The organism is Lacticaseibacillus zeae subsp. silagei, assembly GCF_030770335.1.
GTDB lineage: Bacteria > Bacillota > Bacilli > Lactobacillales > Lactobacillaceae > Lacticaseibacillus > Lacticaseibacillus zeae.
The window spans coordinates 2,917,941-2,937,372 of the sequence record NZ_CP132484.1 but is presented as its reverse complement, the minus strand read 5'-3'; the positions used below and the strand labels follow the sequence as shown (position 1 = coordinate 2,937,372).

The following is a 19,432-nucleotide window of genomic DNA, read 5'->3' as shown; positions in this document are numbered from 1 at the left end:
GAGCAATTGTAGGCGGGGACGGGCTCAGTGGTGAGATTGTACTAGCCGGGTGGTCTTCCCGGCGTAGTACAAGGCCGAGCTTTGAGACCCTGCCGGTTTTGCAGAGGCTCAAAGTCGTGCCCACCACGTTCCAGCCCAGTCCCCGCCGGAGATTGCGGAGTTTGGCGCGGCAGAGAGTTGATTTCCTAAGACTGCTGTATCGTACTTATTTAAAAATAAAAGTCATGTAACAACTCATTGCGACGCTTGCTCCTTCTCATGCGCCGCGATAATTTTTTCATCTCGGGCCACTTCTTTCAAGACGTTGCTGACGGCGGTGCCGCCTAGTGACGTGCGGCGATTGACAGCGGCTTTGGAGGTGAGTTCGGCGTAGACGTCGTTTTCGATTTGCGGTGCGGCCTGCTGGAGTTCGCTTAGTGGCATTTCCTGCAGGGCGGTACCGGATTTGATGCCTTTTAGCACGAGTTCACCGACGATGGCGTGCGCCTGGCGGAAAGGAACGCCTTTTGTGGCCAGGTAGTCGGCGAGTTCGGTCGCGTTGCTGAAGTCATGCGTGGTGGCTTGAGCCATGCGCTTTTCGTGCACGGTGAGATCGCTGAGCATGCCGGTGAAAATATGCAGCGAACCGAGAATGGTGTTGTAGGTGTCAAAAATCGGCTCCTTGTCTTCCTGCATGTCCTTGTTATAGGCCAGCGGGATCGCCTTCATGGTGGTGAGCAGTCCCATTAGAGCACCGTACACCCGCCCGGTTTTGCCACGAATGAGTTCGGCGAAGTCCGGGTTTTTCTTTTGGGGCATAATCGAACTGCCAGTGGAAAAATCATCGCCGAGTTCGATGTAGTTAAACTCAAACGTGGACCACAAGATCAGTTCTTCGGCCATCCGACTTAAATGCTGCATCAAAATAGCACTGTTGCTGAGGAATTCAAGCGCGAAGTCCCGGTCGGATACGGCGTCTAGACTGTTATGGTACAGCTGATCAAAGCCGAGTTCCTTGGCGACCAATGTGCGATCGATCGGGAAGGTGGTGCCAGCCAGTGCGGCCGCACCTAATGGCAAGATGTCGGTGTGCTTTTGGGTAAAGTCAAAACGTTCCCAGTCACGCTGGAACATTTCGAAATACGCCAACAAATAATGGCCATAGGTGATTGGCTGGGCGTGCTGCATGTGGGTGTAGCCGGGCATGATCGTGGCGGCGTGGACTTTGGCTTGACCGACCAAAACCGTTTGTAAATTGGTCAAGGCTTCTTTGATTTCCGGCAGGCGATGTTTGAGCCAGAGGTGCAAATCGGTGGCAACCTGGTCATTGCGTGAACGGGCTGTGTGCAGCTTGCCGGCAACCGGACCGATTTCAGCAGTGAGCAACGCCTCCATGTTGAGGTGAATGTCTTCATTTTCCACGGTAAAATGCAACTTCCCGGCGGCCAGTTCTTTTTGCAGATGATGCAGGCCGGCAGTAATCTTGTCAGCATCACTTTGTGGGATGATGCCGGTTTTCCCTAACATTTTGACGTGGGCCAAGGAACCTTCCAGATCTTCTTTGGCCATTTGTTGGTCAAACCCGATGGAGGCGCCGAAAGCATCGACCCAGTGCGCGGCTTTTTCGGTGAAACGCCCGCCCCATAGCTTATCAGTCATGTTGCTTTTCCTCGGAGTGAACGTGGTTGACCTGCTCGAAAACGGTGGTCGGCAAGGTCCAGAGTTTGATGAAGCCGGCTGCTGCTTCCTGATCGAAGGAGTCGGCACTGGTGTAGGTGGCCAGATCTTCATCGTAGAGTGAGTTGTGCGCGGACTTGCGGGCAACAGCGACGGCATTGCCTTTGTACAGTTTCATTTTAACTGTCCCGTTGACAACCGCTTGCGTCTGATCGATGAAGGCCATTAAGGCGTCGAACAAAGGTGAAATCCACTGGGCTTCGTAAATCATGTTCGTGAGCTTGTTTTCGATCGTTGGCTTGAAGTGTTGCACGTCGCGTTCGAGCGTCAGATTTTCTAGGTCGTGGTGGGCGGCCATGATGACGGCAGCGGCCGGGGCTTCGTAAACTTCGCGGGACTTGATGCCCACAAGCCGGTTTTCGATTTTGTCAATCCGGCCGATGCCGTTTGCGCCGGCAATTTGATTGAGCTTTTTGATCATGGCGGCTAGCGGCATGTGCTCGTCATTTAAGGCAACCGGCACACCTTGTTCGAAGGTCAGATCAAGAAAAGTCGGTTCGTCAGGTGCTTCTTCTGGAGCGACAGTCATGCCCCAAGCATCATCAGGCGCCTGATTCCAAGGATTCTCGAGAATACCGGCTTCATTGGCGCGGCCCCAAAGATTGGCATCAATTGAATAGGGGGATGCTTTGCCGATCGGTACCGGAACGTTGTGCTCTTTGGCGTAGTCAATTTCCTCTTCACGTGACCAGTGAAAATCGCGAATCGGGGCCTCGATTTTCATATCGGGATCCAAAGCGTGAATCGCCGCTTCAAAACGGACCTGATCGTTGCCTTTGCCGGTGGAACCGTGGGCAATCGCGGTGGCGTTTTGCTGGTGGGCAATTTTGACCAAGTGTTCAATGATCAAAGGACGGGATAACGCTGAGACAAGGGGATAGTCGCCTTCATATAATGCATTAGCCTTGATGACCGGTGCGACATAGTGATCGGCAAATTCGTCTTGCGCATCAACGACGATTGAATCAATCGCGCCGACTTTAAGCGCCTTTTGCTGAATCGCGTCAAAATCGGCATGCGGCTGGCCGACGTTTAAAACCACGGCGATGACCTCGTATCCTTTATCCATCAACCAAGGAATCGCAACGGACGTGTCAAGGCCGCCTGAGTAAGCTAATACAATTTTTTCTGTCATAAATGAATATCTCCTTTTTTAATTCTAATTGAACCGCTTTTCGATTAAACGTAACAAACGCGACAAGGTGAAGGTCATGATGAAGTAGAAAATGGCGACGACAACCAGCGGCAGGAATGGCTTGAACGAAGCGCCTTGAACGACCGTGCCTTCAAACATTAATTCGGTGGCGCCAATGACGGACAGCACTGAACTTTCCTTGATATCGGTGACAAATTCGTTCCCGAGCGCTGGCCAGATGTTCTTCATGGCTTGCGGTAAAATCACGTAGCGCATCGCCTGGCGTTGGTGCAGCCCCAGCGAACGAGCTGCTTCGGTTTGACCAACCGGGACAGAGTTGATCCCACCCCGGATGATTTCAGCAACATAAGCGCCGGAGTTGATGGCCATCGCAATCGCACCGGCAATAAAGGCGCTAAGGTCCAATCCGAGAATCTGCGTGCCGAAGAAAACGATGAACGCTTGAACCAGTAATGGCGTGCCGCGAATGAATTCGATGTAGACATTGGCGATGGCCTTGGCGAGCCAATTGCGGCTGAGCTTCATCAACGCCAGCAAGGTGCCGATGATGGTGCCGAAGAAGACGGTTAACGCGGCGAAAATTAAGGTATAAATCGCGCCGCGGATGAAGTAATTCCCGTATTTAGCCCAGAAGCCCTGATTCTGATCCTGCAGTTTGTAGGCGGCTTGCAAATACTGCTTATACTTGGCGCCTTTGACCTTGCTGATGGTTTTGTTGACTTGCGCAAGGAGTGCCGGCGACTGCTTGTTAACCGCAATGGCAGTCGGCGCTTTGTCGGTGGCAAAATGCGGATCCAACACCATTAGGCTCGGCGTACGGGCCACATATGAATCGGCAATGGTGCTTGCCATGACGCCGGCGTCCAGTTTGTTGTAAGAAATCTGGGCGATGACGTCATTGGCCTTGTCGAGACTCGTGACTTTTGCGCCAGGCAGTTGGGTTTTGGCTAACTGCTCCTGCGTGGTTTGTTTCTGCGCGCCAACCCGCTTACCGGAAAAGTCGGCGATTGATTTGTACTTGGCTTTGTCGGCTTTGCGAATCACCATGACCTGAGTTTCGTATAGGTATGGTTGCGAGAAATTAACTTCTTTCTCCCGTTCCGGCGTTTTGGACATACCGGAGACAATCAAATCGATTTTGCCGGTTTTCAGTGCGCCGATCAGGGCAGTGAAGTTCATTTCTTTAATTTGCAGCTTCACGCCCATATCCTTGGCAATCTGCTTGGACATGGAAATATCCGCGCCGACGATGGTATCGGCTCCATTCAATGTCGCATGGAACTCCAAGGGGGCATAATCGGCAGACAGGCCAACGATCAGATAGCCGCGCTTTTGGATCGCTGCCAGATCATCGCTGGCAGCTGCAGTTGGTGTCGGTTGCTGAACGGTGAAGCCAATGAGCATGGCTAAAAGTGCAATGATGGCAACTGCCCAATGTTTGATTCCCCGCATATGACTCACTCCTCGCTAATGATTATGGACTGAATATATACTCATTTCAATGAATATGCAAGGAAAATGTTAAATATGCAAAATTAATTCATTTTTAGTCAGTTGCGCGAAGTCCGGCCAGGAACGGAGAGATGAGGTGCCAAAGCTTGGTATTATCGCGAATGTAGGAGTTGTGGGTTTCGCCGGGGAGGATATGCAGCTCGGCATTTTGAATATGCGTGGCAATGGTGAAGGTTTCTTTGCGGGCAATCAAGTCGCGACTTCCGGCCAGCACCAGCGTCGGCACGGAAATGGTGTGCAACATAGCTGGCGTGATTTGCGGTTCATGGAGCATCATGGCAAGCTTAGGCGAAGGTCGGTGTCCGGCAGCAATCCGAAAAAGAATCCGGGAATACCACCGCAACCCCTGAGGCGTCAGATTGGCACCGGCCACAATCAAGGCACCCGCCAATTCCGGATGCCGAATCGCCAGCAGCAAAGCGACAATGCCGCCATCCGAAAACCCAAGAATAATCGGTCGCTGCAGTGCCAACTCGCTGATCAACGCGGCGACATCTTCCGTCATGGCATCATAACTAAGCTGATCCGTGCGGGCACTCTGGCCGTGGTCACGACTATCAAGCGCAATCACGGTATAATGCGGCGCCAGGTAAGTGATCAAGTCGCTAAAAATCGTATGATCCTCGCCATTGCCATGCAGCAAAACAATCGCCGGCCCGTGCCCGCTTTTGTGATAGTAGAGTTTTAGATCGTTGTGATAGAAGAACATAGGGAACCTCCTAAAGAAAGTGAGCGTGAGCCGGCGCGGTTAGAAGTCGGAGTGTAAGCGGCCTTGGGCGTGATGGCCCGGGCTTAGGCCATTGCGACCAAGGTCCTTACACGCAGGTTTCTAGGCTGGGGAACGCGTTATGGTGAGCGCGAGCCGGCGCATTCCTCCTAAAACAAGGGGCAGACGTCAACTTTTGCGAAATTTAAAAATAGGGCAAAACAAGCGACAGAAGCGGCTTTGACGCGAGTTGCCGCTGCCACACAGCAGGCGGGTCGCACTCGTCTTACAAAACCGTTATACTATAGAAGAGTATCTTAAACCAAGGAGGGCCGATGATGGCGAAAAAAATCTTGGTCGTTGACGATGAGAAGCCGATCTCAGATATCGTCAAGTTTAATTTGGATAAAGAAGGTTACGATGTCGTAACCGCTTATGATGGCGAAGAAGCCTTAAAGAAAGTTGAATCAGAATCACCCGATTTGATTTTACTTGACCTGATGTTACCGAAAATCGATGGGCTTGAAGTCGCCCGACAAATTCGAAAAGAACATGACACACCGATTATTATGCTGACTGCAAAAGATTCCGAAATTGATAAGGTCTTAGGACTGGAGCTTGGTGCGGATGATTATGTCACCAAACCATTTTCCAATCGTGAATTAGTCGCGCGCGTGAAAGCCAATTTACGGCGAACCTCAGCATCAAGCGCCGCCAATAACGAAGAGGATGAGGCCAATCGCGAACTGCAAGTCGGCGATCTGACGATTCATCCGGATGCCTATACGGTTTCGAAACGTGGCGAAAATATCGAACTGACGCACCGCGAGTTTGAATTGCTGCACTATTTAGCGCGCCATTTGGGTCAGGTCATGACCCGGGAGCATTTACTGCAAACCGTCTGGGGTTACGATTATTTTGGTGATGTCCGGACAGTTGACGTGACCGTTCGGCGGTTGCGCGAAAAAATCGAGGATAATCCGTCCCATCCGGAATGGCTGGTGACCCGGCGCGGCGTTGGCTATTATTTGCGGAATCCTGATGCTGAATAATTAGGAGCACCACTCTTGAATAAAAAGATTCGCTTCTTTCAGTCGATTCATTTTAAAATCGCGATCGTCTTTATTCTTTTGCTGGTCGTGACGCTGGAAATGATCGGGGCCTATTTTGTGAAGACCCTGGAGCAACAAAACATCGAGCAGTTTAAAACAAGTGTGAACGTGGACAGCTATATTCAGGATAAGCTGGCCGCGGATTTGTTGCGCACTGATACGGATAATGCCAATGATGATATCAAAAGCACGCTGAGCCAAGCAGATATTGCCAACTCAGCTGATTTACAGGTGGTGGATTCAAAAGGGACGATTCGCGGCGACAGTGACATTAATGCCCAAACCAATGTGGGCCAGAAGTCAGCTAATTCCAACATTAAAAATACGTTGTACTCAGGTCAGCAATATGAAGGCTACGAGTATCGGGATCGAACCGGTTCGACTTATTACAAAGTGATTCCGATTAAGAATCCGAATGCCACCGGTGACAACAACTCGGTTATCGGCGCGATTGCGATTTCGGCATCCATGGAACAGGCCTATGACAGCATCAATAAGATTGTCGGCATTTTCCTGATTTCCAGTCTGGTTGCCGGGTTACTGGGTACATTGCTTTCGATTGTCATTAGCCGGGCGATTACGCGGCCGATCGACGAAATGAAGAAGCAGGCGATTCGCATGGCCCGCGGCGACTATTCCGGGCAAGTGCGCATTTATGGTCAGGACGAACTCGGTCAGTTGGCGGTTGCGGTCAATAATCTGAGCGTCCGGGTTGAAGAAGCCCAGGAAGCATCTGAGGCGGAGCGCCGGCGCTTGGACAGTGTGCTGGCGCATATGACCGACGGCGTGATTGCGACTGATCGCCGTGGTAACGTCATTATCATCAACCAGACAGCCTTAAACTTCCTCAACACCAAAAATGAGGATGTCATTGGCGTCTCGATTTTGAAACTGCTCAACATTGCCAAGGATTACACCTTACGTGATTTGCTGGAGCATCAAACCGAGTTGTTACTCGATTTTTCAGAAAAAATGGATCATGACCTGATTTTGCGGGTGGATTTTAGCCTGATTCAACGCGAAACTGGCTTTATTTCCGGCTTAGTTGCGGTTTTGCATGATGTTACCGAGCAGCAAAAGATTGATCGCGATCGGAAGGAATTTGTCTCGAATGTCTCGCACGAGTTGCGGACGCCGCTGACGTCGGTACGCAGTTACATTGAAGCTCTGAGTGATGGTGCCTGGAAAGATCCGAAGTTGGCACCGCGTTTTCTGAACGTGACCCAAGAGGAAACGGATCGCATGATTCGGATGATTAACGATCTGCTGAGCTTGTCCCGGCTGGATTCCGGCACCAGTAAGTTTAATCTGGAAACCGTTAATCTCAACGAATTCTTCAATTATGTACTGGATCGGTTTGACATGATGCTTAAGACCGACAACGAACACACTGGTGAGGCGCGCACTGCCCAGCCGTTGCCGCAACCTGATGGTCATAAGAAACGCTATTCGATTAAACGGGAAATTACCAATGAAGATCTTTGGGTTGAAATTGATACCGATAAGTTTATGCAAGTGATCGATAACATTATGAATAACGCGATTAAGTACAGTCCGGATGGCGGTGTGATCACGGCTCGGCTGTTCCAGACGCATGACCACGTGATTTTGTCCATCAGCGACCAGGGTCTGGGTATTCCGCGCCAGGATCTGGGCAAAATTTTCGACCGCTTCTATCGGGTCGACAAGGCGCGCTCACGCAAACAAGGCGGCACCGGCTTAGGCTTGGCGATTTCCAAGGAAGTTGTCGAAGCCTTGCATGGCCGCATCTGGGTTGATTCCCAAGAAGGTCGCGGCAGTACCTTCTACATTTCATTGCCTTACGAACCGATCACAGACGGAGGGGATGACTGGGATGAAGCTTAGTAATTGGATTTTGCGGGTCAGCCTGATTGCCATGGTCATTTTGAGCTTCGTCTTCACGTCACTAATTTGGCGGAACCCTTCACGGCAAGAACGGCGCAATACATCGAATGTGCAGGTGACAACCGAGAACGACCCGAACGTTAAAAAGCTGGAAGGAACTGTTTATCTGCCGAATCAGGTTTACTACACGCATGGTGGTCAAAAGCAGTTGCTGATGGAAGCCAATGCCAATATGAGTCGTCAGGTACGCCAAACCATGGCTGATTGGCACATGACGAAAATCAAAACGATTGGCAAGGTTTCTTCGACTAATTATGACAATTATTTGCAGCAGGACGACAGTTTACAGCTGATTTACCAAGACGTGATGAGTTTTAAACAGTTTGAACAGTGGTATTTCAACAAACAGCCAAAGCTAAGAGCGAGTGATTTTCATTTTAATCGCATCTTGCTGAATCTGGAGACTGGCGCTAATCGCCTGACGTTCATTAATGATGCAACGCGCACGGTTTATGAAGCAAAGTTGACGAATGTGACGACCGGACAGTTAGAAAATCTAGTTAAAAGGCGGAGCACCAAGGCTTTTCCAATTGAAGAAAAACGCCTGAGCGGTAATGAGGTTGCCTTTTTCACCCAGCCGATTAAATTGCAGCCGTATGCGTATCTGATGGATCAGCAAAGTGCTAATTATTATGTTTCCTTATTGATGCCGTCTAAAACTGCCAGCAATGTGGATGCCCGTGAAATCGGTGATAGTACGCTGTATACGGCCGGGTCGACTCGCCGGATGACCGCTGATTCGACGACCGGTGCCATTGAGTTTGAAAATTATGCGGCAGCTTTTCCCAATAATGGCCTAGCTAATTTCTTCCATGCGACGTTCAAAGGGCTTAGTGCCTTGCAGATGACGAATCTGTCCAGCATGCGGTATTTCCAGTATGATGCGAGTCGCGGCTCTGTCATTTATAAAACGTATGCGCAAGGGTTTCCGATTTTTAATGCCGATCAAAAAGGCGACGTGACGGTTCGGTACACGCAGACGTCTGAGGAGATTAACTTTTCCAATACCAATTTGACGGTGCCGATTCCGACCAACCAGCCTGCGCAAACCTTGCCGGCAACTGCTACGGTTGTGAATCAGTTGGTGGCGGCAGGTTACCACGCGAGTCAGATCACGGATATTCTGGTTGGGTATCAGTGGACTGGCAGCAGTAATGATCAGCAGGTGGTTGATTTGCAGCCAACGTATTATGTCGAGATGAAGGGCGAGTATCGCGACTATCAAAGTTGGTTGAATCATAGCAGCGCATCTTCTTCTAGTGCTGCTAGCAGCCAAACGGCAACCCCAAGTAATGATGCGACAGCTGGCAGTTCGAGTGATTCGGGGGCGTCGCAGTGACTGAAGGCTTACACTCCGGTTTCTAACCGCGCCGGTTCACGCTCAGCTCAGGAGGTGAGTACTGTGGATTTTCGACGAATTGAATGGATCTTTCTGGTTGTCTTTGTTGGCTTGAATATTTTTTTGGGCATTAGTTATTTTCAGGCCCAACAAGTCGATCTGGCGACGATTAAGAGCGGGGATGCGGCGACGATTACCGATATTACCCGCGATCAGATTAAGTTGCCGCATTTAAGCAAAAAGACACCTCAAGGCGATTATCTTGCCAGCCAAGCCAACACCGCCTTGTCAGCGGCGCGCAGTCTGCTGGTGAAGCAGCAGGTAACAATTAGCGAAGGCGACTATCAAGAGCTGCAGGCGAGTTTGGATGAGCCGATTACCCTGAAGAAAAACCAGGAACAACAGCAATTGGCAACATTTGTTAAAAACAACGTCTATCACGGCAAAGAGTATGAATATGCGCCGGCGCTTTCTAATGATGAGCGGGTCGTTTTTGCCCAGCATCCTAAAGCCGGATTGATTTATGATCGGCGCGCATCGGTGATCTTGCATGTTAACGATAATCGCCTCGTGAGTTATACCCAAACGTACCTGTCTAAGTTGAGTGTGTTGCGGGATCGCCTGAATTTAATGAGTGAGCAGGACGCCGTAATCGCCCTATATCGGGACAACGATATTCCAAACAATTCGGCGATTGTGTCGACTAAGTTAGCCTATAGTTACCTACTCGATGCAAAAGGCAGCACGGTTTATGTGCCTGCTTGGTATATCGGGGTTAAAAATCGGGCAACCGGAAATGTGACGGTCAAACGCGTCAACGCGATTACGCGGACAGTTATGAAGAATCGCAGTGACAATTAGTGTTAGAATGTAAAGCGATAACGGCTGGTTGCCAAAATAGGTAGTCAGCTGAATGGTAAAGTTGGGAGATGTTGATCGTGGGCGAAGATTTTGGGATGCGTGTCAGTGTCCTTGCCAGCAGCAGTTCCGGTAACGCAACCTACATTGAAACGCCTGGTCACAAGGTGCTGGTTGATGCCGGCTTGTCTGGTAAGAAAATTGAGAAGCTTATGCAAAGCATCGGGCGGGATCTGACCGATGTGGACAGTGTTTTCATCACGCATGAACATAGCGATCATGTGCGCGGTGTCGGCGTTTTGGCGCGACGTTATCCGCAAATTAGTGTGTACGCCAATGCCAAGACGTTTGCGGCGCTACCGAAAAGCGTCGGCAAGATTCCAGAAGATCAGTTGCGGCTCTTTGATATGGGGGCCACGCTGACTTTAGGCGATCTGGATGTTGAAAGCTTTGGCGTTTCGCATGATGCTGCGGCGCCACAGTTTTATCAGTTTCACCATGATGGCAAGACTTTCACGATCCTGACTGATACCGGTTATGTGTCGGATCGGGTGGCCGGGACGATTCGCGATGCCGATGCTTATGTGATGGAATGCAATCATGACCTTGAAATGTTGCGGACCGGTCCATATCCATGGCCGTTGAAGCAACGGATTCTGAGCGATCAGGGGCATTTGTCTAATGAAGACGGTGCCGATGCGCTGATGGATGTGATTGGCTTGCGCACCAAGCGAATTTATCTCGGACATCTATCGCCACATAATAATAATAAACCGCTGGCTCATTTAACCGTTGCCTCGTTATTGGCACAACAAGGGCTCGCGGTTGATCACGATTTTCATCTTTATGATGCTGATCCGGCCATCGCTGATCCGTTGTTCGTTGTGTGAGATGATTGGTGCAGTGTTTCGGATAGCAGTTGGTAAGAAAAAGCAGACGACTTGTGCAGGGTTGGCCGCTTTTTTATTACCGGTCTGCGTTGATTTAAAAAAGCCCTATGTTGTTCATAATTTCGTCAAAATCGCCACTTACAATAATGATTGTAAACAGGGTGAGTTAGAATTGCCCACAAGGAGGATCAAGTTATGGATAATGGAAGTCATAACTTTCAAGAGACACCGCAAGATCAGCAACCGCAACGGGGGCCGAAGAAGCCGAAGAATAGCGGCTGGAAACTGATTGCGATTGTGGCGGTTGTTGCTGCTTTGATCGGTGGCGGTGTTGGTGGTGGGACCGCCTACTGGGCGATGAACCACAATGCCAGTCTTGGCGTGACCGATACTTCCGGCAAGGCAGGGACGACAAAAATCTCTAATGTCTCGGTTAACCAAAGCAGCGCCTCGGAGCAGGCCTTTGCTAAAGTCAAAGGTGCCGTTGTCTCCGTTGTGAATATGCAAAAAGCCGAAAGTAACAGTGATGGCCTTGATACTTTTGGCGGCCTTGAAGGTATTTTTGGTCAAGGTAACCAACAGAGCAGCAGTTCGAGTAACAGTTCTTCAAGCCTGGAAGAAGCCAGCGAAGGTTCCGGTGTGATTTACCAAAAGAAAGACGGCAAAGCCTATATTGTCACGAATAATCACGTGGTTAGCGGCTCGGATAAACTTGAGGTCATTTTAAGCGATGGCACCAAGTTGACGGCTAGCTTAGTCGGCACCGATTCGACCTCTGACTTAGCAGTTCTGACGATTGATGGCAGCAAGGTTACCACCGTTGCAAGTTTTGGCGATTCAAGTAAGATTTCAGCCGGGCAGACCGTCTTAGCGATTGGCTCGCCGCTGGGTTCACAATACGCGACCAGCGTGACCCAGGGGATTGTCAGTGCCAAGAGCCGAACGATTGATGTCACAGATAGTAACGGCAACACAACCGGCCAAGCAACGGTTATTCAGACCGATGCCGCGATTAACTCAGGGAACTCCGGTGGCCCGCTGATTAACTTAGCCGGCCAGGTCGTTGGGATTAACTCGATGAAGCTATCCGGCAGTTCCAGCAGCAGTTCCGACAGTGCCACGATCGAAGGCATGGGCTTCGCGATTCCAAGTGACGAAGTGGTTTCGATCATCAACCAGCTAGTGCAAAACGGCAAAGTCGTTCGGCCGGCGCTTGGCGTCGAGGTTCGCGACTTATCCACCGTTTCAGCCACGCAGCAAAAGTCAGTCTTGAAACTGCCATCTAGCATCACCGGTGGCGTCGTGGTTGCCGGCTTTACCAGTGGCAGCAGCGCCAAGACGGCAGGGATGAAGAAGTATGATGTCATTACCGCACTGGATGGCGTCAATGTTACCAACACAGCTGAGTTACACACGCAACTGTATAAACACAAGGTTGGCGATACGATTAAGCTCACCGTGTATCGCGAAGGTCAGCAACAAACCGTTTCATTTAAGTTGACTCAGACGACCAGCGATTTAAAGAATTAAATTAGAAAATCCCCGATTGAGAATGTTCGGTTCTTGATCGGGGATTTTTTCGACTCATTTGCGTAGTTAGTCGGAAGCGGTTTCCCCAAATTTTAACGAAAGTTTAGCGAATAACCTGTGGAAAAGTTCAAGAAAAAGTTTTGTCAAGAGTGGGTAACTTTTTGGTAAAAGTGCCTGTCAACCTGTGGATAACTCTGTGGATACTGTTCATAACTAAGATTTTCGGGTGTGATTAAGTTGTCCACCGATCTGGGGATAACTTGTGGATAAACTTTTTTGACTTGTGACAAAACGTTTGTTCCCAGCCGTGGGAGCGGGATTGGTGCGCTGAAGTTTGTGAAATCGAACGATTAAAAACTGTGGATGACTGCGTTCGAAAAATTTTTTACTTGAATTTTTCGAATCGTCTATTTGGTGTCAATTTCAGTTCTTCATACTATATTTTGGGTGTCAAGTTGCGCACATGTGGATAACCCGTGTGGACAACCTGTTGTTGATTGCGAAAAACTCCGAATTTGACTTTGGGTGACAAACTGGCTACGATAAAGATGGTAAATAAGTTGTGCACAATGTATTTGAAAGGATGGTCCAACATGAAGATCACGATCAAACCAGCTGCTGTGACTTATTTGAACAACCATGTTGCCAAGGATCAACATTTGTTCCTGGCATTGGATGATGGTTCGAGTAAGTATTCCAAATTAGGCGGTTCCTGTGCCATTGGCAATAAGTACCAAATTGTCGTGACGGATACGGACGATCAGGATTATGCACTGCCGCTAGAAAACGACGCCGGTTTCAACTTAACGACCGGTGATCCGGAGACGGATTATTTCGGCAGCGGGCTAACACTTGATTTCAAGAATGCTTCGTTAGCCTTGCGCGATGATAGCGGCATTTTGGACGGCGCGGTAACGCTGAACCACGTGACGGCAAAACCGCAAACCGATGACAAGCGGCGTGAAGAAATGAAATCTTTGGGCGGCAAGATTTGCTAAATAGCGAATCGTTGTTGCGAGTACCAAGAGCAGAAACTGTGAGTTAGCAAAGGTTAGAAGAACAAAATTAGCACTCGGACATGACGAGTGCTAATTTTTGTGTTATACTTTAGGTGTTCTAAGGGAACAGTAATGATGTCAATGTCCATAACGCGTTCGCCAGCGCAGAAGCCTGCGTATAAGGACCTTGGTCGCAATGGCCAAGACCGGGCCATCACGCCCAAGGCCGCTTATACTTCGGCTTCTAACCGCGCTGGCTCGCGCTCACCTTTACTAAGAAAGGAAGTTTTCGATGATGGCTAATGATCTTATGCGGCGCAATGATTGGTTGGATGATCCATTCTTCAATGATTTAGGGCGGCATATTTTTGACAGCTTCACGCCGAGTCGTGGTGGTGATAGCAGTCGCCTGCTGAAAACGGATATTCAGGAAAATGACAAGTCATATGTTGTGAAGGTGGATGTTCCCGGTATCGAGAAGCCAAACATTAATCTGAGTTACGATCATGGCGTTCTGAGTGTTGCGGTTAAGCATGAAGAGCAAGCCGATCATTCAGACAACGAAGGCAACATGCTGATGTCTGAACGCAGCTATGGTCGGATGAGCCGCAGCTATCGGTTGCCAAATGTTGATGAGGGTAAGATCAGCGCTAAAGTCACTGATGGTGTCTTGACGATTGATCTGCCTAAGTTGACAGGTGATCAGGAAGGCAACCATCAGATCACGATTGACTAATTCGGATCTGTTTGCCTAGCAACACGATTCACACCAAAGGTTCCCATCGAAAAAATCGGTGGGAGCCTTTTTTTGGTGTGAGCGCGAGCCGGCGCGCTTAGGGGTCGGAGTGTAAGTGGCCTCAGGCGTAATGGCCCGAACTTAGGCCATTGCGACTGAGGTCCTTACACTCCGACCCCTGCGCCGGGGAGCGCGTTATAGCAAACAGAAGCGGCAGGCGTAAGATTCAGCGACCATCTTGGCAGCGGATTCTTTCAAATCATTCCCAATCCCATGTGAAATTGACGCACAAATAAGCTTAAATCCGCGAATCTTTCACCTGCAAAGGCGTATAATGGAAGTTAAATAGTAGGGATGCCAAAAAATAAACCATGTTCATCATTGCCGTTAAAACAGCAATAGGACGCGGTTTTAACGCGGATCTTTCCAGTAAGTTAGTCCAAACTGAATTGAACGTTGCATGAAAAACATTTTCCGAGCCAGATTATATTCGTTCTAAAAAAGATTGCTTTTTCAGATTGTAATGGTTATAATTAAGGTACTTAGGAAAAGGGAGTGGCAACAATGAAGAAGAACTGGCAGTTAATGATGGTGCTCGCTGTAAGTGCCGTTGCGCTGGTCTTTGCGTTCGTATTAAAACAGCCATTGATTGCTCAGGGGCTAATCACGGTGATGGGGTCGATTATCGCCTTGATTATGTTCGGGGGCATGGTGAAAACAATTCGGTCCGGTAACTTTGGGGTGGACTTATTAGCCATTACGGCAGTTGTCGCAACGTTGGCAGTCGGGCAATATTGGGCATCGATGATTGTGTTGCTCATGTTAACCGGTGGCGATGCGTTGGAAGATTTTGCTGCGACAAAAGCCAGCAGCGAATTGAAACAATTATTGGAAAATGCGCCGACAACGGCTCATCGCATGGTTGATGGTCACGTTGAAGATGTTGATGTTGATGCGGTCCAAGTCGGTGAAACGATTTTGGTTAAGCCGCGGGAAGTTGTTCCAGTCGATGGTACGGTTTTGGCAGGCGAGAGTTTGGTCGATGAAGCCAGTTTAACCGGTGAGTCTAAACCAGTTGCCAAAAACGCAGGTACTGATATCATGTCCGGGACAATCAACGGTGATGCTGCATTAACCGTTAAAGTTACCCAACGGGCCGAAGATAGTCAGTATCAAGGAATTATCAAATTAGTTAAGGAATCAGAAGCACGGCCGGCGCATTTTGTTCGGATGGCCGATCGCTATGCGGTACCGTTCACGTTGATCGCTTATGTGATTGCCGGTCTGGGCTGGTACTTGTCAGGCGATCCGGTTCGGTTTGCCCAAGTGCTGGTTGTTGCTTCGCCATGTCCGCTGATTTTGGCGGCACCGATTGCGATGGTCTCCGGCATGAGTCGCAACAGTCGTAACGGGATTATCGTCAAGTCAGGCACCACGCTTGAAAAGCTAAGCGATGCCCGGACGTTTGCTTTTGATAAAACCGGTACGGTGACGCGCGGTATTTTAAAAGTGGCGGCGATCTTGCCACAAGCAGGTTTTTCACAAGATGAATTGTTGAATTTGGCGGCTAGTGCAGAAGGTCAGTCAACCCACATTTTGGCACGGTCCTTGACCGACGCTGTGCCGGTGGCTGATCGTCTGCCAGCAACCGATGTTTCCGAAGCTACCAGTTTCGGGGTGAATGCGACGGTTGATGGTCACAAGGTTAAGGTCGGTAAAGCAGAGTTTGCCGGGACAACGGATACGATCAATACGACGGCGGTTTATGTCAACGTTGACGGTAAATACGCCGGTGCCATTACCTTCTCTGACCAGATTCGGCCAGAAGCAAAGGAAACAATGTCCAAGCTGCACGAATTGAATGATGCTAACTTGATCATGATTTCCGGTGACCAGCAGTCGATTGCCGATAAAGTCGCTGAAGAAGTCGGCATTGACCAGGTTTATGCAGAACAGTTGCCACAACAAAAAATTGAAGTTTTGGACAAGTTGCCAAAAAATGGCCGGCCGGTTGTCATGGTTGGCGATGGGGTTAACGATGCACCTTCATTGGCGATTGCCGATGTCGGGATTGCCATGGGCGCACACGGCGCAACGGCAGCTAGTGAATCTGCCGATGCCGTTGTGTTACGTGACGATTTGGCTAAGGTTGCTGCAGCCACTTTGATCGCTAAAGAAACGATGGTCATTGCCAAGCAGTCCGTGCTCATCGGGATTGCGATTTGTACCGGTTTGATGGTCATCGCCAGTTTCGGGGTTATCCCGACGATCATTGGCGCGATGCTGCAGGAAGTCGTTGATACGGTGACCATTTTGTACGCGCTGCGTGCTCGGAATGGCTTGCATCGTCAGGCTTTGGTCGATCCGGTTCGGGCAGAAGCTCGGGCTTGATGGTTGTTTGATAGGAAAATATAGATTTTAGCAGTATGTATACGGTGAAAGGCCAATCGGTTTCGCGATTATTCGCGGAGGCGGTTGGCCTTTTTTGTTTTGGGGTTGGTTTTTACGTTAGCGGGCGAGAAGGTTTGGAGGGAGGGGCAAGTTGGGGGCAGTTTTTTTCTATTGTTGGAAGTTAGGTGTTGAACTGTCGTGTTCTATAACGCGTTCGCCGGCGCAGGGGCCTATGTGTAAGGACCTTGGTCGCAATGGCCAAAACCGGGCCATCACGCCCAAGGCCACTTACACCACGGCCCCTAAGCGCGCCGGCTCACGCTCACCAACAGTAACTAGTTCAATGGTTGCAGAAAGTAGTTTATTGGAAGCGGTTACTGCAAGCGCTACAATCATCTTGTAATTAAGGTTCTAATATATCAGATCGCAGAAGTTGGCGAGTGCCTTATGACAACGGGTGCTTGCAGTATTGAGTTTCTTTAGCAGGTTTTACCGAGAGAAGGAGTTGTGTATGGCAAAACAAACATTTGTTATTTCCAGAAACACAAGTGTCATTACGGACAATATGGCGGATCCGGTTTTGAAAAATGCCGTCGATATTTTGCAGCGTGATATTCAGCGGGTCACAACTGATCAAGCTGATACAAATCAGATTGACTTGGTCTTGCAGCCTGATGCAGATCAAAAAGTCCCTGACGCGTTTGCAATTCATGATGTCAGTCCGCGAAAAGTTGAAATCACCGCAGCAACAACCCGCGGCTTGATGTATGGTGCGTTAGCTGTTTCCCGTGAGGTTCTGGGCATTGATGACTTTTGGTATTTTATGGATACACCAATTCAAAAGCAGCCAACTGTCATCTGGTCAGACTTCAGTCAACATTTACCGGACTTTCAAACCAAGTATCGTGGTTGGTTTGTCAATGACGAACTTTTAATAGCTGATTGGCAGGATCATGAGTCAAAGGCATATGTGTGGGATCGGATTTACGAAACGCTGCTGCGGGTCGGCGGCAACCTGATCGTACCCGGTACTGACAAAGAGAGTCGGTTCCATCGTGCCGGTGCGCGGGATATGGGCTTAATTATTGCGCATCATCATGCTGAGCCACTTGGCGCGGAGATGTTTGCCCGGGTTTATCCAAATTTGGAAGCTTCATATCTGAAGTATCCCGATCTCTTCAAAAAGCTCTGGCGCGACAGCATTTTAGAACAACGCGGCCATGAAGTTGTTTACGGTTTAGGGTTCCGTGGCCAAGGCGACCGGCCATTCTGGGCAGACGACACAACGCACGAGTGGACAGACGAAGAAAAGGCGAAAGTCATCAATGACACCATCAAGCTTCAATATGATATGGTGCAGGAACTTGATCCAGGCGCTCAATGCTCTGTCAGCATCTATGGTGAGTTAACCGGATTGTTCAATAAAGGTTTGCTGAAGTTGCCACAAGATGTCATTGAAATCTGGGCCGACAACGGCTATGGCAAAATGGTGTCGCGGCGGCAATGGGATGATGATCCACGGTCACCGGTTTTGACGATTCCTAACAAAGCGCATCGTGCCCGCGGGATTTATTATCATGTTACCTTCCATGATTTGCAGGCATCCAGCTTTTTGACATTATTGCCGAACAGTCCGCATTTTGTCGGGGAAGAGATTGCCAAAGTCAGAAAAGCGAACATGGATACGTTGGAATTGATCAATGTCGGCAATGTTAAACCGCATATTCTATTCATCCGCGAAATTGCCCGCTCCTGGCGCCGTGATTTTCAGGTTCGCAGCGAAGATGAGATCATCAAAGACTATGTCAACCATTATTATTCCGAGGCGCAAAAAGAGATTGCAGACATTTATCAAGATTATTTCAAGTCGCCTATTCAATATGGTCCGCATGATGATCAAAAAGCCGGCGACGAATTCGCAACGTATCTGATCCGAAAGGTTGTTAAAGCATGGATGGGTCATTACCCGCAACTTGAACAGATGGTTTGGTTGACAGGTGATGTTTCATTAGATGATCAACTGACCAAAGTCACGCAATTAATCGACACTAAGTACGCAGCATGGGATCGGTTGTATCGTCGCGCGGTTCAGGTTTACGCCGACATCATGGGTCAACAGCCGCAGCGGCTTTTCTATAATGACATGCTCATGGGAATCGCCGTTCACGCTTGCTCGCTGCATGCCTTGCGTGCCAGCATTGAAGCTTATCGTCACTACCAGAAGGCTGAGATTGTTCATGCGTTCTTGGGTGCTGATGAAGCGGTTCGGGCCAACGATGAAATCATGCGGTTGCGGCGTGACAATCCGTCTCCTAAGTGGGTTGATTTCTTCCACAATGACGCATACTCCAATATCGAGTTAAACGCCGTCAAGTTACGCCGCCTACGTTCGTATCTACGCGTCTTGGGTGACGGTCCGGACGAAGATCAATGGGAACGCAAGTACTTGATGGAACCGGCAGATGCACGGGTTATGCTGCTGTCCAATACGCACCTGGCGCTGTCGGATGACCAAATTGCGAAGAAGTTACGCGAACAATTGATTGATGAAAAATAATAAAT

At 49.4% G+C, this 19,432-nt stretch carries 14 protein-coding genes; 10 read left to right on the top strand and 4 right to left on the bottom strand.

Annotation, left to right across the window (positions count from 1 at the left end):
* Positions 1–234: 234 nt before the first annotated feature.
* From argH to LACZS1_RS13555, 4 genes are all read right to left on the bottom strand, one after another.
* Positions 235–1,638: an argininosuccinate lyase gene (argH, locus tag LACZS1_RS13570; protein ID WP_070651568.1), complete on the bottom strand. Its 1,404-nt coding sequence runs from the start codon at positions 1,636–1,638 to the stop codon at positions 235–237.
* Positions 1,631–2,851, bottom strand: a complete 1,221-nt coding sequence (locus LACZS1_RS13565; RefSeq protein WP_070651566.1) for an argininosuccinate synthase — start codon at positions 2,849–2,851, stop codon at positions 1,631–1,633. The genes argH and LACZS1_RS13565 overlap by 8 nt, the downstream gene beginning before the upstream one ends.
* A 24-nt stretch (positions 2,852–2,875) precedes the next feature.
* Positions 2,876–4,324, bottom strand: coding sequence for an ABC transporter substrate-binding protein/permease (locus LACZS1_RS13560; RefSeq protein WP_010490508.1), 1,449 nt, complete (start codon positions 4,322–4,324; stop codon positions 2,876–2,878).
* 94 nt (positions 4,325–4,418) lie between these two features.
* Positions 4,419–5,093, bottom strand: a complete 675-nt coding sequence (locus tag LACZS1_RS13555) for an alpha/beta fold hydrolase (protein WP_047106818.1) — start codon at positions 5,091–5,093, stop codon at positions 4,419–4,421.
* Positions 5,094–5,428: 335 nt separating this feature from the next.
* Between LACZS1_RS13555 and yycF the strand changes: the two genes are divergently transcribed.
* The 10 genes from yycF (at position 5,429) to LACZS1_RS13505 (ending at position 19,427) form a co-directional block, all read left to right on the top strand.
* Positions 5,429–6,142 carry a response regulator YycF gene (gene yycF, locus LACZS1_RS13550; RefSeq protein ID WP_049169559.1) on the top strand — a complete coding sequence of 238 codons (714 nt, stop codon included), beginning with the start codon at positions 5,429–5,431 and terminating at the stop codon, positions 6,140–6,142.
* Between the two features lie 15 nt (positions 6,143–6,157).
* Positions 6,158–8,068: a cell wall metabolism sensor histidine kinase WalK gene (gene walK / locus LACZS1_RS13545; RefSeq protein WP_010490516.1), complete on the top strand. Its 1,911-nt coding sequence runs from the start codon at positions 6,158–6,160 to the stop codon at positions 8,066–8,068.
* Entirely contained in the window at positions 8,058–9,467 is a 1,410-nt protein-coding gene (locus LACZS1_RS13540) for a YycH family regulatory protein (protein WP_070651564.1), read from the top strand. Before walK ends, LACZS1_RS13540 begins: the two co-directional genes overlap by 11 nt.
* A gap of 63 nt (positions 9,468–9,530) precedes the next feature.
* Positions 9,531–10,328 carry a two-component system regulatory protein YycI gene (locus tag LACZS1_RS13535; protein WP_070651562.1) on the top strand — a complete coding sequence of 266 codons (798 nt, stop codon included), beginning with the start codon at positions 9,531–9,533 and terminating at the stop codon, positions 10,326–10,328.
* Positions 10,329–10,396: 68 nt separating this feature from the next.
* Positions 10,397–11,215, top strand: coding sequence for an MBL fold metallo-hydrolase (locus tag LACZS1_RS13530; protein WP_070651560.1), 819 nt, complete (start codon positions 10,397–10,399; stop codon positions 11,213–11,215).
* 195 nt (positions 11,216–11,410) lie between these two features.
* Positions 11,411–12,745 carry a S1C family serine protease gene (locus LACZS1_RS13525; RefSeq protein ID WP_070651558.1) on the top strand — a complete coding sequence of 445 codons (1,335 nt, stop codon included), beginning with the start codon at positions 11,411–11,413 and terminating at the stop codon, positions 12,743–12,745.
* Between the two features lie 593 nt (positions 12,746–13,338).
* Positions 13,339–13,743, top strand: coding sequence for an iron-sulfur cluster biosynthesis family protein (locus LACZS1_RS13520; protein WP_070651556.1), 405 nt, complete (start codon positions 13,339–13,341; stop codon positions 13,741–13,743).
* Between the two features lie 295 nt (positions 13,744–14,038).
* Complete coding sequence (locus tag LACZS1_RS13515) at positions 14,039–14,479, top strand: Hsp20/alpha crystallin family protein (RefSeq protein ID WP_010490528.1); 441 nt, start codon at positions 14,039–14,041, stop codon at positions 14,477–14,479.
* A 564-nt stretch (positions 14,480–15,043) separates the two neighbouring features.
* A complete protein-coding gene (locus LACZS1_RS13510; RefSeq protein ID WP_010490529.1) occupies positions 15,044–16,870 on the top strand; it encodes a heavy metal translocating P-type ATPase in 1,827 nt (608 codons plus the stop codon).
* 511 nt (positions 16,871–17,381) lie between these two features.
* A complete protein-coding gene (locus LACZS1_RS13505) occupies positions 17,382–19,427 on the top strand; it encodes a glycosyl hydrolase 115 family protein (RefSeq protein ID WP_070651554.1) in 2,046 nt (681 codons plus the stop codon).
* The last annotated feature ends 5 nt before the right edge of the window (positions 19,428–19,432 follow it).